This window comes from Chromobacterium violaceum ATCC 12472 (assembly GCF_000007705.1).
GTDB lineage: Bacteria > Pseudomonadota > Gammaproteobacteria > Burkholderiales > Chromobacteriaceae > Chromobacterium > Chromobacterium violaceum.
The window spans coordinates 49,164-63,746 of the sequence record NC_005085.1 but is presented as its reverse complement, the minus strand read 5'-3'; the positions used below and the strand labels follow the sequence as shown (position 1 = coordinate 63,746).

Genomic DNA, 14,583 nt, shown 5'->3' with positions numbered 1-14,583 from the left:
GGCCCCGCGTTCTTTTTTCTTCCGATGACAGCCGGGCTGGGCCGGTGCGCGCCGGGCGGAGGACGACCGTTCTCAGCCGGTATTGCGCAGGCCGGCCGAGGTGCCGTTGATGGTCAGGTGGATCGCGTACAGCGTGTCCTCGTCGTCCGGCTCGGCGCGCAGTCTGGCCAGCAGGTCGGCCTGCAGCAGCCCCAGCGCGTCGAGGAAGGGCAGCCGCGTCTCCAGGCTGCGGCGCAGCGTGGGGTTGCCTTCCAGCAGCTCGGCCTGGCCGGTGATCGCGAAGAAGGCGTCGTGGGTCTTGCGCCATTCCGCCTCGATCGCGCCGAACAGCCGCGCCGCCAGCTCGCGGTCGGCCACCAGCTCGGAGAAGCGGCGGGCGATGCCCAGGTCGGCCTTGGCCAGCACCTGCTCCATATTGGACAGCATCACCTGGAAGAACGGCGAGTGCCGGTACAGATGCTGCAGCTTGGCCAGGCCGGCGTCGCCGTGCTTCTGCACATAGGCGGCCACCGCCGAGCCGACGCCGAACCAGCCGGGCAGCATCAGCCGCGACTGCGACCACGAGAACACCCACGGGATGGCCCGCAGATCGCCGATGGACGACAGACTCTTGCGCGAGGCCGGTCGGCTGCCGATATTGAGCCGGGCGATCGCCGTCACCGGCGTCGCCTCCAGGAAGTACTGCATGAAGCCCGGCGTCTCCACCAGCGCCCGATAGGCGGCGAAGGCGCTGGCCGACAGCTCGTCGAACAGCGCGGTGTCCACCTCGCCGCCCGGGATGTTGCCCAGGCTGGCCTCCAGCGTCGCCGCCACCAGCGCCTCCAGGTTGCGGCCGGCGATGGCGGGGTCGGAATACTTGGCGGTGATCACCTCGCCCTGCTCGGTGATGCGGATGCGGCCGGCGACGCTGCCGGCCGGCTGGGCGACGATGGCCTCGTAGGACGGGCCGCCGCCGCGGCCGACCGAGCCGCCGCGGCCGTGGAACAGCTGCAGCCGCGCGCCGGCGTCGGCGAACACCTTCACCAGCCGCGTCTCCGCCTGCCACAGCTGCCACTGGCTGGTCAGGTAGCCGCCGTCCTTGTTGCTGTCGGAATAGCCCAGCATCACCTCCTGCACCCGCTCGCGGCTGTCCAGGAGCTGCTTGTACCAGGGCAGCGCGAACAGCGCGCGCATCACCGCCTCGCTGTTTTCCAGATCGGCGATGGTTTCGAACAGCGGCACCAGGTTGACGCTGGCGCGCGGCTGGCCGTCCTCCAGCCGGATCAGGCCGGCTTCCTTGCACAGCAGCGCCAGGGCCAGGATGTCGCTGACGCTGGCGCAGTTGGAGATGATGCACTGGCCGATGGCCTCGACGCCGAAATCGCGCTGGATCGCCGCCGCCTCGCGGAAAATCGCCAGTTCTTTTTCGGCCTGCTCGCCGTAGCGCAGGTAGGGCGAGAACAGCAGCCGCGGCGTCGCCAGCTCGCGGATCAGCACCCGCACCCGCGCCGCTTCGTCCAGCGCGCGGTATTCCTCCAGGCCGGCGGCGCTGAACAGCTCGGCCACCACGCCCTCGTGCACCGCCGCGTGCTGGCGCAGGTCCAGCGGCATCAGGAAGAAGCCGAACACGTCCACGCTGCGGATCAGCCGAGACAGCCGGCCGTCGGCCAGCAGCGCGCTGCCGTGCGCGCGCAGCGAGGCGGACAGGCTGGCCAGGTCCTGGATCAGCTCGCGGTGGTCGCGGTAGGGCGCGCGCTCGTCCCAGCGGCAGGCCAGCTCGACGCCGCGCAGCCGGGCCGTGGCGCGCAGCTTGCCCTGCATCGTCGCCAGCGCGCGGCGGTACGGTTCTTCGCCGCGGCTGACCGCTTGGTCCGGCGACTGCTCGGCCAGCGCCAGCACCTCGGCGCCGGCCTCCACCAGCCGCGACGACAGCGACAGCTCGCGGTACAGGCTTTTCAGTTCCTGCAGATAGTATTCGAACGCCTGCTGCGACTGGCGCGTCACCGCGTGGCGCAGCAGGCCGGCGTCGACATTGGGGTTGCCGTCGCGGTCGCCGCCTATCCAGCTGCCGACGCGGATGAAGGACGGCAGCCGCGCCTCCTCGCCCCATAGCTGGCCGATCTCGCGCTCCAGCCGGCGGTACAGCGCCGGCAGCGCCTCGAAGAAGGCCAGCGGGTGGTAGGCGACGCCGTTGGTGATCTCGTCGCGCACCGTCATCTTGAAGTGGCGGATCTCGGAAGTCTGCCACAGGGCCAGAATGGCCCGTTTCAGCTTGGCCTCCAGCGCCTCGCGCTCTTCGGGCGTCAGGTCCGCCGCGTTCAGCTGCGACAGGAAGCGGCGCACCGCGCGGTGGCCGTCCAGCACGCTCTGGCGCTGCACCTCGGTGGGGTGGGCGGTGAGGATGGCGCCCACCTTGGCGTGGCTGAGCAGCTGGTGCAGCGCGTGGAAGCTGACGCCGTCCTGGCGCAGCCGCTGCAGCGCGCGCGGCAGGCTGCCCTGCTGCGGCGCGGAGCCGGCCAGCTGGTGGGCTCGGCGGCGGCGGTTGTGGTGCAGGTCCTCGGCGATGTTGAACAGCTGCGCGTACAGGCCGCAGGCGCGCAACAGCGAGGCGGCCGCCTCCGGCGCCAGCTGCGGCAGCGGGTGGCTGCGCTCGTCGCCGCGCCGCAGCGCGATCGCCTGCACCGCGCCGGACACCACCGCGCCTTCCTGTTCTCCCACCACTTCCGACAGCAGCCGGTCCAGACAGGCCAGGTCGGCCCGCAGCGGCAGATCCTTGTCGTGCTCGCTCATATTCATTGTCCCTGTGTTTGACTCGTCAGGCATGGCCACGGGGGGCCATGGCCATGCCTCACCGGTCGGGGGCAAACATTCATCATAAGCAGCTTGCGCGCCGTAGTGGACACGCTACGGCATTTTTCCGCATCCCGCCTTGATCTTGCTGCGTCGCAGCAACAGCCGGGCCAAGCCCATGACGGCAGCGTGGTAGAATCCACGGCTGATTACACCCTCTCTCATTGGGATCCGGTTTCATGGACAAGATCGTCATCGCCAGCCGCGAAAGCCGGCTGGCCATGTGGCAGGCCGAGCACATCCAGGCCCGGCTGCAAGCGTTGTACCCGCACCTGACTGTGGAAATCCTGGGCATGACCACCCAGGGCGACCAGATCCTGGACAAGACGCTGTCCAAGATCGGCGGCAAGGGCCTGTTCGTCAAGGAGCTGGAACAGGCGCTGATGGACGGCCGAGCCGACTTGGCCGTGCATTCGCTGAAGGACGTGCCGATGACGCTGCCGGACGGCTTCGCGCTGGCCGCGGTGTGCGAGCGCGAGGACCCGCGCGACGCCTTCGTCTCCAACCGCTACCAGCATCTTTCCGAGCTGCCGGCAGGCAGCGTGGTGGGCACCTCCAGCCTGCGGCGCGAGGCCCAGCTGCGCGCCCGTTTCCCGCAGCTGGCGGTGAAACCCCTGCGCGGCAATGTGCAGACCCGGCTGAAGAAGCTGGACGACGGCGAATTCGACGCCATCATCCTGGCCGCCGCCGGCCTGAAGCGTCTGGGCCTGGCCGAGCGCATCCAGGGCGAGCTTGCGCCGTCGGAAAGCCTGCCGGCCGCCGGACAGGGCGCGCTGGGCATCGAGATCCGCGCCGATCGCGCCGACCTGTCGGCGCTGCTGGCGCCGCTGAACCATCCGGACACCCGCGCCTGTACCGCCGCCGAGCGCGCGCTGGCCAAGGAGCTGGGCGGCAGCTGCCAGGTGCCGCTGGGCGCCTTCGCCACGCTGGCCGACGGCACGTTGACGTTGGGCGGCCTGGTCGCCCATCCGGACGGCTCGGTGGTGCTGACCGCCAGCGCCAGCGGCCCGGCCGATTACGCCGACGCGCTCGGACGCGCGGTGGCGAAAAAGCTGATCGACGCCGGCGCGCGGCCGCTGATCGCCGCGGTGCTGGCCGAACCGCGCTGATCGCGGGCGCTTCTATATAGAGGGAGGCGGAAATGGAATCCTGCGTCGCGCTGATCCGCGGCATCAATGTCGGCAAGGCCAAGCGCATCGCGATGGCGGATCTGCGGCGGATGGCGGCGCAGCTGGGCGCGGAGGACGTGTCCACCTTGCTCAATAGCGGCAACCTGGTCTGCCGCCACCGGTCCGCGCCCCTGCTGGCCGCCGGACTGGAGGCCGCCATCGTCCGCGACTGCGGCTTTTCCGCCCGCGCGCTGGCGCTGAGCGGCAGGGAGCTGGACGCCATCGCCGCCGCCAATCCCTACGCCGAGCTGGCCGATGATCCCGCCCGCTTGCTGGTGGCGTTTCCGCTGGAGCCGGCCGCGCTGGCCGACTGCGAGCGGGTCGAATACGAGCGCGGCGGCGCGGAGCGGCTGCACGTCGGCGCCGGCGCCGCCTATCTGTGGTGCGCGGAAGGGCTGATGGACAGCCCCCTGGCCGCCGATTTCACGCGGCGGCTGGGCGAGCGCTTCACGGTCCGCAACTGGGCCACCACGCTCAAGTTGCTGCGGGCGCTGCCGCGATGAGGCGCGTCCTCGCCGCCCGTCCGCTGGCGCAGTGCGCCGGCCTGCTTGAGAAGCTGCGGGCCGAGGGCTGGCAGGCCGGACATCTGCCCTTGATGGAAATCGAGCCCTTGCCGGAGGCGCTGGCCGCGCTGCCGGCGCAGGCGGCGCGGGCCGACGCGCTGTTCTGGGTCAGCCCCAGCGCCATCGACGTCGGCTGGCCGGCGCTGGCGGGCATGGATTTCAGCGGCAAGCGGCTGGCCTGCGTCGGCGCCGCCAGCGCCAGACGGCTGGCCGATCTGTCCGGCAGACCGGTGCTGCATCCCACCGCCGGCAGCGACAGCGAGGCGCTGTTGGCGCTGCCGGAACTGGCCGACGCGTCCGGCCAGCGCTGGTTGATCGTCCGCGGCCAGGGCGGCCGCCCGCTGCTGGCGGACACGCTGGCCGCGCGCGGCGCGGAAGTGGGCGTCGCCGAGGTCTACCGCCGCGTCGACGGCGCGCCGGACTGGGCCGCCTTCGACGCCGCTCCGCCCGATGCCGTCATCATCACTTCGGGCGAAATGGTAGAGCAATTGTTCCGACTGGCTGGTCCGCGCCGGACGGGGGCGCTACAATGCCTGCTATATTGCGTGCCGCATCCGCGTATCGCCGAGCGCCTGGCCGCCTTCGGCGCGGCACGCATCGTGACAACCCGGGCCGACGATGCCGCACTGGTCGCCGGCCTCAAAGAATGGTTCCGTCGTCACCCATGAGCGAATCCCAGATCAACGAAGCCATCCCGGCCCAAACCGTCCGATCCCGCAAACGCCCCGGCTTCGCCGTGTGGCTGGCCGTCGCCGCTTTGGGCGTGGCGGGCTGGCAGTTCTACACCACTCAGCAGCAGCTCGATTCGATGCGCCAGGAGCTGGCGCGCCGGCTGGCCGAAGGCAGCGGCGCCGGCAAGGAGCAGCGCGCGATCGCCGAGCAGGCGATACTGGCCGCCCGCGCCACCGACGGCAAGCTGGCGCTGGTGGAAGCGCGCGTCAACGAGTCGGCCGGCCAGTACGCGACGCTGAACGGCATGTACCAGGAGCTGACCAAGAACCGCACCGACTGGCTGCTGTCCGAGATCGAACACACGCTGGCCATCGCCAGCCAGCAATTGCAGCTGGCCGGCAACGTCAGCGCCGCCGTCTCCGCGCTGGAGATGGTGGACGCGCGGCTGTCCAAGTTCGACCGCCCGCAGCTGATCGCGGTGAAGAAGGCGGTGGCCACCGACCTGGAAAAGCTGAAGGCGCTGCCCTATCTGGACACCGTCGGCCTGACCGTCAAGATCGACCGGCTGATGCTGAGCGTGGACGCGATGCCGCTGGTGGTGGATGCGCACCGCCTGGGCGGCGCGCAGCCCGGCAAGCCGGCGCAGCCGCCGGCCAACGCGCCGTGGTGGGAGCGGCTGTCCGCCGAGATCAGCGGCAGCCTGGGCGAGCTGATCCATATCCGCCGCATGGACAAGCCGGAGGCGTTGCTGCTGTCGCCCGAGCAGGCCTTCTTCCTGCGCGAGAACCTGAAGATGCGCCTGCTGGACGCGCGCCTGGCGCTGATGCAGCGCGACGGCAAGACCTACGCCGCCGATATCGCCGCCGCGCGAAGCTACGTGCAGCGCTACTTCGACCGCGACGCCGCCGCCACCTCGCAGTGGCTGGCGACGCTGGGGGAACTGGAAGGCGCGCCCCTGGACATCAGCCTGCCGGACATGAGCGCCAGCCTGAAGGCCGTGCGCGACGCCCAAGGCAACAGCGGGGAGTAAACGGTGAGATTCGCATTGTGGATAACCGGCCTGTTCGCCTTGGCCGTGCTGGTGGGGCTGGCCTCCACCCTGAATACCGGCTACGCCATCCTGTTCCTGCCGCCGTACCGGATGGAAGTGTCGTTCAACCTGATGATCGTGCTGGTGGTGGCGCTGATCGTCGTCACCCATATCGTGTTGCGCCTGATCGCGCTGGCCGCCGACCTGCCGCGCCAGGTGCAGCGCTTCCAGCGCCAGAAGAAGCTGAAGGCCGCCCGCCACGCGCTGCGCGAGGCCGGCATCGCCTTTTTCGAGGGGCGCTTCCAGAAGGCCGAGCGCGAGGCCGCCAAATCGCTGGGCGATGAGTACTCGGCCGAGAACCGCGCGCTGGCGCTGCTGATCGCCGCCCGCGCGGCCGGCTCCGCCGGCGACGGCGACAAGCGCGACGAATACCTGAACCAGCTGGATCAGCTGCCGGCGCGGCTGCAGCTGGCGCGCCACATGCTGGACGCGGAGTTGAAGCTGGACGACAAGGACGCGCTCGGCGCCCTGGCCGCGATCGAGCGCGCGCGCGCGCTGTCGCCCAACCTGACCAACGCGTTGCGGCTGGAGCTGAAGGTGCGGCTGCTGCAGAAGCAGCCGGAAGCTATCCTGCTGCTGACCGAGAAGCTGCTGAAGGCCGACGCGCTGGAGCCGGAGCAGGCGCGCCGCTACCGGCTGGCCGCCTACCAGCAGCAGCTGGCCGGCCTGCTGTCCGAGCGCGAAGTGAAGGAATGGCTGCGCCGCATCCCTGACGCCGAGCGCGGTAATCCGCAGCTGCTGCAGCAGGTGGTCGCCCATCTGATCAAGCTGCAGGAGTACGACTACGCCGCGACGCTGCTGGCCGGCGCCCTGGCCGGCGACGAGATGGAGCTGCCGGAGCTGGCGCGCGAGCTGGGCCAGCTGGCCGCCCATCTCAGCGTGGAAAAGCGCCTGGAGCTGCTGAAGGACGCGGAGAATTGGCTGAAGCTGCGTCCGCGCGACCACTGGCTGCTGCTGGCGCTGGGCCGCCTGGCGCAGGCGCAGCAGCTGTGGGGCAAGGCGCAGAGCTACCTGGAGGCCAGCGTGTCGATCCAGCCGACGCTGTGCGCGCACGCCGAGCTGGCGCGGCTGTTCGAGGCCACCGGCAAGGAAGACGCCTCGCAGCTGCATTACCAGAAGAGCCTGGAGCTGGCGCTGAGCCAGGGCTGCTGAGCGCCGCCTGTTCCCGTTCGAAATGCCGCCCGCCGTTTTGGCCGGCGGCATTTTGCTTGCCCGCGCGCCGGGGGCGGGCAAAAAAATCGGACCCCGAGGGGCCCGTGCATGCCAACGTGGACTGGCAGACAATCAATCGATACGAGAGCGCGGCTGGTATCCTGTCTGACAATAAGGATGCCGAACGACGAAAGCTGTGCCAGAATCAACCATTATGCATGGCTGACCTCAGACCTATGCATGGCGCCTGCTCCCGCCGCGACGGTTCCGGCCGCGACAATGTCTACCAGCATACGTGGAGGCGCCGGTTTGCACAAAGCAGTTAATCTCATGAAAACTATGAAGAAAAGGCATGTAACAGCATGAAGCTGCCTCCGCTGAATGCCCTGCGCGTGTTCGTCGTCGCCGCCGAACACCTGTCGTTCACCCGCGCCGCCGCGGCGCTCAGCCTCACCCAGGGCGCGATCAGCCGCCACGTCCAGACGCTGGAAGAGTACTACGGCGCCACACTGTTCACCCGCCAGGCGCGAGGGCTGGCGCTGACCGCCGAGGGCGAGGCGCTGGTGAAGCCGGCGCGCGAGGCATTCCAGCTGCTGAACGAGGCCAGCGAGGCGCTGCGCCTGCGCCAGAGCGATCTGAGGGTGAGGATGCCGCCGACGCCGGCGATGCGCTGGGTGCTGCCCAACCTGGCCGACTTCCAGGCGAGGCATCCGGAATACACGCTGCATCTGCTGACCCAGCTGATACACAACAAGCCCTTCAACCGCGCCGAATACGACCTGGCCGTGGTTGGCCTGTCCAGCCCGGAGGCGGCGCCCGACCTCAGGCTGGAATGCATCTGCCGCGAGAAGCTGATCCCGGTGTGCTCGCCCAGCCTGCTGGCCGGCAAGCACCCGCTGCACGCGCCGGACGACCTGAAGCACCACACGCTGCTGCACCCCTGGCGCGACCAGAACACTTGGCAGCGCTGGCTGACGCTGGCCGGCGTGTCCGGCGTCAATCCGGAGAGCGGCGTTACCTTCGACGCGCTGGAATACGCGCTGCACGCCGCGGTGGCCGGCATGGGCGTGACGCTGGCCCAGGCGTCCATGGTCACCCAGGACCTGGACAGCGGCCGGCTGGTGATCCCGTTCGACACCGTGCTGGAGACCGAGTGGGCGTATTACCTGGTCTATCCTCACGAACTGGCCGAACTGCCCAAGGTGCGCGCCTTCCGCGACTGGCTGGTGCACACCGTCGCCAACAGCGAGGAAGCGAGCTGGCTGGCGCGCCAGGGCTACTGAGCGGCGCAGGCGTCCGGGGACGCGCTTTTGCGCGGCCCCGTTCCCTTTTTCCCGACAACATTTGTTAACCGCGGGCGCGTGGCGCGGCGGTTTCTTCCGCCGCATAATGATTGATATAGCAACTATTGACTGATCAATCATGAATGCTCCCGATGCTTCCCGGTTCCGGCCCGACGCGCTGGATTTCCGCCAGCGGCTGATGGCGATGCTGGGCTTGTGCTGCGTGCTGATCATGGTGGCGCTGGACCAGACCGTGGTCGGCACCGCGATGCCCACCGTGGTGGCCGACCTGCATGGTTTCGCGCTGTACGCCTGGGTGGGGACCGCCTACCTGCTGACTTCGGTGATCACCGTCCCGGTGTTCGGCAAGCTGGGCGACGATCATGGCCGCAAGCCCTTCGTGCTGACCGCCATCGCGCTGTTCACCGGCGCGTCCATCCTGTGCGGCCTGGCCCAGGACATGCTGCAACTGGTGCTGGCGCGCGCCTTGCAGGGCGTCGGCGGCGGCATGCTGGTGGCCACGACGTTCGCCTGCGTGCCCGACCTGTTTCCCCACACCCGAGAACGGCTGCGCTGGCAGGTGATGCTGTCGGCGTCTTTCGGCCTGGCCAACGCCATTGGACCGTCGCTGGGCGGCTTCCTCACCGAGTACCTGGGCTGGCGCTGGGTGTTCTTCGTCAACTTGCCGGTCGGCGTGGCCAGCCTGTGGTTCGTCTGGCGCTTCCTGCCGGTGATCGGCCACGACGAGCGGCCGCCGTCGCGGCTGGACTGGCAAGGGGCGGCGCTGATCGCGCTGTTCCTCGGCTCGCTGCAGCTGGCGGTGGAATGGCTGCCGCAGCACAAGCCGCCGCTGCTGCTTGGCCTGCTCGCCGGACTGGGCCTGGCCGCGCTGGCGGCGCTGATCTGGTGGGAGAGGCGCAGCCCCAACCCGTTGCTGCCGCCCAGCATGCTGTCGCACCGCGGCCTGGCGCCGCTGTTCGGCCTGTCGCTGCTGATGGGTTTCGGCATGTTCGCGGTGATGTACTACGCGCCCTTGATGTTCCAGGCCGGCTTCGGCCTGTCGCCTAACCAGGCCGGCCTGCTGGTGACGCCGCTGGTGGTGTTCATCACCATAGGCAGCATGTTGAACGGGCGCATCGTGCAGCGGCTGAGGCGCCCGACACGGCTGCTGGGCCTGGGCCTCGCGATGTTCGCGCTGACCGCCGCGCTGCTGGCGCGCGCGACGCCGGCCACCGCGCACGGGCTGATCATCGCCAACATGATGCTGGGCGGCCTGGGCCTGGGCCTGTTGATGCCCAATCTGACCATCTTCGTCCAGCAACTGGCGCCTAGACAGCAGCTGGGGGTGTCCACCGCCATGCTGCAGTCGACGCGGATGGTGGGCGGCATGCTGGGCACCGCGGTGATGGGTGCGGTGGTCAGCCACCATTTCCAGCAGGGCGTGGCGGCGATGTTGGCATCCCGGCACGGCGAGGCCTGGCTGTCCCGGCTGGCCGATCCGCAGACGTTGCTGAACGCGGACAGCCTGGCGCAGTTCCGCCGCATGGCGGCCTCGGCCGGCGCCGACGGACTGCTGGCCGCCAGCCGCGAGGCGCTGGTGGCTTCCATCCATTACAGCCAGTGGCTGGTGGCGGCGGCGCTGCTGCTGGGCCTATGGCTGGTGCGCAAGGTGCCGGCGGTGAGGCTGGACAGCGTGGTTCCGGAACAGGAGCTGAGACATGAGTGAGCAACCACCCAATCTGCTGCAGCAGCTGGGGCGTAGCAGCCGCGCGATGTACAGCGCCTTCGAGGGCCGCGTCGGGCAGGCCTTGCCGCGCTGGCGCATCCTGAAGGCGCTGGACGATCTGGGCACGGTCAGCCAGAAGCGGCTGGCCTGCCATCTGCAGATGGACCCGGGCGCGCTGACGCGCCAGTTGAAGCCGCTGGAGGCGGAGCGGCTGGTGCGGCGCGGCACGGATCCCGCGGACAACCGCCAGACGCTGGTGACGCTGGACGCGGCCGGCTCGGCGCTGTTGCTCGCGGCGGCGCCGCAGCGGCAGGCGTTTTTCGACCTGGCCTTGAGCGGGATAGACGCGGCGGAGCTGGAGGCGACGCTGCGGGTGCTGCGCGTGCTGGAGCAGCGCTTCCGCGGCATGGCCGCCGGCGAGCGCTAGCCGCCGTCCGCCGTCGCGGCGTCGCGGCCGGCGATCACCAGCCGGTTGCGGCCCTGCTGCTTGGCGCGGTACAGCTCGCGGTCGGCGGCTTCGATCAACTGGCGGCTGTCCACCACCTCGCGCGGATGCACGGTGGCGCCGCCTATGCTGATGGTGACGATGTCGGCCACCGACGAGCCGGCGTGCGGCAATTGCAGCTCGCGCACAGCCTCCAGCACCGCCTCGCCGACGAAGGCGACGCCCTCGGCGCCGGTGTCGGGCAGCAGGCAGACGATCTCCTCGCCGCCGTAGCGCGCCACCAGGTCCTGCGGCCGCCGCACGCTGCTGCGTATCGCCTGCGCCACCTCGCGCAGGCAGTAGTCGCCGCTGACGTGGCCGTAGTGGTCGTTGTAGAGCTTGAAGTAATCGATATCTATCATCAGCATGCCAAGCGGGGCGCCCAGCCGTCGCGCGCGCCGCCACTCGCCGTCCAGGCTTTCCTCGAAGCAGCGGCGGTTGGCGATGCCGGTCACCGAGTCCACCCGGGACAGCGCCACCACTTCGGCGTGCGACTGCTCCAGCGCCAGCGTGCGGATGCGCACCTGCTGCTCCAGCTGCTCCTGCTGCCTGCCCAACTCCTGCTTGATGCGGCGCTGCTCGCTCATCAGCGCGGCGACGCACAACGCCACCACGGTCAGGATGCCGATGTAGGTCTGCAGGATGATCAGCGTGCTGTAGGCGGAGAAGCCCAGGTAGGGGCCGCCGCCGTGGCGGGTGCCCCACAGCGCCAGCGCCGTGATCAGCAGCAGCGCCAGCGTCACGTCCCGCGGGGTGAAGCGGAACGCCGCCCAGGCCACCAGCGGCAGCACCAGCATGTCCAGCGGGTAGGTGGTGTCCACCGTCGGGTGCCACCAGACGAAGATGCTGGCGGTCAAGAGCGCCACGGTGGCGAAATAGGCCAGCATCTCGTACCAGGCTTCCCGGCTCTGCCTGGGCCAGCCGTGGTGGCGGAGGTTGAGCAGCAGGCTGCCGAACAGCAGGGTGCCGGTGGCGTTGCACAGCCACCATAGGCAGCCGCGGGCCAGCAGCATGCGTTGCGGCACCAACTGGGCCAAGTGAAGGGTGGCGATGGCGATCAGCGTGCCCAGCAGCGCCGAAGCCGCCACGACCAGGCAGAACAGCAAGCAGTGGCTGAAGCTGTCGAGCGGATTGCCCGTGCCGATGTGGCGGCGCACCAGCCAGGCTCCGACCAGCGCCTGCGCCAGCACGCCGGCGGCAACGCCCAGCGTCGGGACTAGCCAGTCAGCGCCCGCGAGCTGGCCGGACCAGCGCCAGCCTTCGGAGAGCAGCGCGCCCAGCAGCACGCCGGGCCAGGCCCGCCGTCCGGCAAGCAGCAGGGCGGCCAGCGCCAGCGCGGGCTGCGGCCACAGCACGCTGTCCATTCCGAGTTCTAGCATCAATAAACGGTCGCCCAGCCAGGTTGCCGCGCAATACAACAGCGCAACCAAGGCATTGAGCAGCCAGTCCGGGACAGCCGGAGGGCGCGATAGCATGCCGCGCATAGGTTTCCTTCTGCGATGATGGCGGGGCGGCGCTGCCGCTCCGTCCTGTTCTTCTTAGTTACATCGTAGTTGGCGAATGGCGGCGGCGCAGCCCGAGGCGCGGGGAGAGAATGAAAAAACGGCCGAAGCGGGAGGCTTCGGCCGTATGGAGCGGGCATCAGGCGGATTACATCTTCACGCCCAGCTCGCGCAGGCGCTCGTCCAGATAGCTGCCGGCGGTGTGACGGTCCGACAGCACCACGTCCGGGCGCGGATGCAGGAACAGCGGCAGCGACACGCGGCTCTTCTTCGCGCCCTCGCCGGTGGGATTGACCACGCGGTGCTGGGTGGACGGGTAGTAGCCGGCGGATGCCTCCTGCAGCATGTCGCCGATGTTCACCACCAGGGTGCCGAAGTCGCAGGGCACGTCGATCCAGTCGCCGTTCTTGTCCTGCACCTGCAGTCCCGGCTCGTTGGCGGCCGGCAGGATGGTCAGCAGGTTGATGTCGCCGTGGGCGGCGGCGCGCAGCGAGCCGGCAGGCTCCTCGCCGGTCAGCGGCGGGTAGCGCAGCACGCGCAGCAGCGTCTGCTGGCTGCCTTCTATCATGTGGGACAGCGGCTCGCGGTAGTTGGCGGCGATGTCGGCCGGAGTGTATTGCTGCACCCAGGACAGCAGCTCCTGCGCCAGCTGGTTGGCGACGCCGTAGTAGCGGTCGGCGTCGGCCTTGAGCCGGGGCGGCACGCGGCCCCAGGGGTAGATGTGGAAGTATTCCTTGATGTCCTTGAGCGTGGCGCCCTTGGCGGTTTCCGACACTTCCGGCGAGAACCAGCCGTCCTGCTTTTCCACTGAGAAGGCGTAATCGAACTTCTGTTCGCTGTTGAAGAAGTCCAGCCATTCGGCGTAGATCTTTTCAACCAGGTCTTGCGGGATGGGATGGTTGGTCAGCACGCCGAAGCCGGTTTCGTGCAGGGAACGGGTGAACTGTTCCGCGGCGTCCGGGGCGCGGTAGTCGACAACTCTGACGTTCATGGGGCGGTTTTCCTGATGAACCCGGCGCCGCCATGCAATATCGGGGCGGTCGCCGGCCGCGCGCATTGTAGCGGCTAAGCTACAGGCCGCCAAGCCGTTGGCATCTGTACTGTTGGCAAACCAGCAAAAGAGAAGCAGCCTTGCGGCGCAAGGACATCGGGCGGATTTTCCCGCCGGCTTCGACGCGGAGCCTGCCGGACGGGGCCGCCGTTCGGGCGCCCCCGCAACAGGCCTGGATGTACTTTAATTACAAGATGCCCGCGCGCTCACACTCGCTGGTCCATGTCCAGCGCCGGGGTGCCCGGACAGGCCTGGGCCACCACCCGCGCCGGCACGCCGGCCACGGTCGCGTGCGGCGGCACGTCTTCCAGCACCACGCTGCCGGCGCCCACTTTCGCGCATTCGCCGACGCGGATGTTGCCCAGCACCGCGGCGCCCGCGCCCAGCATCACGCCGTCGCCTATCTTGGGATGGCGGTCGCCGCGATCCTTGCCGGAGCCGCCCAGGGTGACGCCGTGCAGGATGGAGACGTTATTGCCGATGACGGCGGTTTCGCCGACCACCAGGCCGGTGCCGTGGTCCAGCATCACGCCCTGGCCGACGCGCGCGGCGGGGTGGATGTCGGCGCCGGTCACCTCGGAAATGCGGTTCTGCAGGAACAGCGCCAGCGTGGTCCGCCCCTGCTGCCACAGCCAGTGGGTGACGCGCTGACTCTGGATCGCGTGGAAGCCCTTGAAGTACAGCAGCGGCGTGGAGTAGCGGTCGCAGGCGGGATCGCGCTCGAAACAGGCGCGGATGTCGGCGCGCAGCGCGGCGCTGATCGCCGGATCGGCCTGGAAGGCCTCGCGGAACAGCTCCTGCAGCGCGCGGGGATCCATCACCGGACTGGCGAGCTTGGTGGACAGGTGGAAGGCCAGCACGTCTTCCAGCGTGGCGTGGCGCAATACGGTCATGTGCAGGAAACTGGCCAGCAGCGGCTCGTCGTTGACCGCCGCCAGCGTTTCGTCGCGGATGGCCGACCACAGCGGATCAACCAGGGTGGAACTCATCGGGGACTCCGGTAATGACATCTAGTCGAAACATTGTAGCCTGCCACAGTCCGCGCCGTCAGGTTTCGCGCCG

12 protein-coding genes are annotated in these 14,583 nt (G+C 69.3%); 8 read left to right on the top strand and 4 right to left on the bottom strand.

All coding sequences use genetic code 11. The features are described from left to right. Positions 1-72: 72 nt before the first annotated feature. On the bottom strand, positions 73-2,769 hold the full coding sequence (ppc, locus tag CV_RS00240; protein WP_011133610.1) for a phosphoenolpyruvate carboxylase: 2,697 nt from the start codon (positions 2,767-2,769) through the stop codon (positions 73-75). Positions 2,770-3,008: 239 nt separating this feature from the next. Between ppc and hemC the strand changes: the two genes are divergently transcribed. From hemC to CV_RS00200, 8 genes are all read left to right on the top strand, one after another. Next, complete coding sequence (gene hemC / locus CV_RS00235) at positions 3,009-3,938, top strand: hydroxymethylbilane synthase (RefSeq protein ID WP_011133609.1); 930 nt, start codon at positions 3,009-3,011, stop codon at positions 3,936-3,938. A gap of 32 nt (positions 3,939-3,970) precedes the next feature. Then, entirely contained in the window at positions 3,971-4,501 is a 531-nt protein-coding gene (locus CV_RS00230; protein WP_011133608.1) for a DUF1697 domain-containing protein, read from the top strand. Beyond that, complete coding sequence (locus CV_RS00225; RefSeq protein WP_011133607.1) at positions 4,498-5,229, top strand: uroporphyrinogen-III synthase; 732 nt, start codon at positions 4,498-4,500, stop codon at positions 5,227-5,229. The genes CV_RS00230 and CV_RS00225 overlap by 4 nt, the downstream gene beginning before the upstream one ends. Next, positions 5,226-6,263: a uroporphyrinogen-III C-methyltransferase gene (locus CV_RS00220; RefSeq protein WP_011133606.1), complete on the top strand. Its 1,038-nt coding sequence runs from the start codon at positions 5,226-5,228 to the stop codon at positions 6,261-6,263. The genes CV_RS00225 and CV_RS00220 overlap by 4 nt, the downstream gene beginning before the upstream one ends. Positions 6,264-6,266: 3 nt before the next feature. Further along, a complete protein-coding gene (locus tag CV_RS00215; protein ID WP_011133605.1) occupies positions 6,267-7,475 on the top strand; it encodes a heme biosynthesis protein HemY in 1,209 nt (402 codons plus the stop codon). 362 nt (positions 7,476-7,837) lie between these two features. Beyond that, on the top strand, positions 7,838-8,758 hold the full coding sequence (gene gcvA / locus CV_RS00210; RefSeq protein ID WP_011133604.1) for a transcriptional regulator GcvA: 921 nt from the start codon (positions 7,838-7,840) through the stop codon (positions 8,756-8,758). 139 nt (positions 8,759-8,897) lie between these two features. Then, on the top strand, positions 8,898-10,484 hold the full coding sequence (locus CV_RS00205) for an MFS transporter (RefSeq protein WP_052278734.1): 1,587 nt from the start codon (positions 8,898-8,900) through the stop codon (positions 10,482-10,484). Further along, positions 10,477-10,911, top strand: coding sequence for a MarR family winged helix-turn-helix transcriptional regulator (locus CV_RS00200; RefSeq protein ID WP_011133602.1), 435 nt, complete (start codon positions 10,477-10,479; stop codon positions 10,909-10,911). Before CV_RS00205 ends, CV_RS00200 begins: the two co-directional genes overlap by 8 nt. Here CV_RS00200 and CV_RS00195 read toward each other — a convergent pair. The 3 genes from CV_RS00195 to cysE form a co-directional block, all read right to left on the bottom strand. Then, positions 10,908-12,443, bottom strand: coding sequence for a sensor domain-containing diguanylate cyclase (locus CV_RS00195; protein ID WP_158303291.1), 1,536 nt, complete (start codon positions 12,441-12,443; stop codon positions 10,908-10,910). The genes CV_RS00200 and CV_RS00195 overlap by 4 nt on opposite strands. Before the next feature lie 175 nt (positions 12,444-12,618). Then, positions 12,619-13,461 (bottom strand): isopenicillin N synthase family dioxygenase, encoded by an 843-nt coding sequence (locus tag CV_RS00190; protein ID WP_011133600.1) that lies wholly within the window; start codon positions 13,459-13,461, stop codon positions 12,619-12,621. 266 nt (positions 13,462-13,727) lie between these two features. Next, positions 13,728-14,510 carry a serine O-acetyltransferase gene (gene cysE, locus CV_RS00185; protein WP_011133599.1) on the bottom strand — a complete coding sequence of 261 codons (783 nt, stop codon included), beginning with the start codon at positions 14,508-14,510 and terminating at the stop codon, positions 13,728-13,730. Positions 14,511-14,583: the final 73 nt, after the last annotated feature.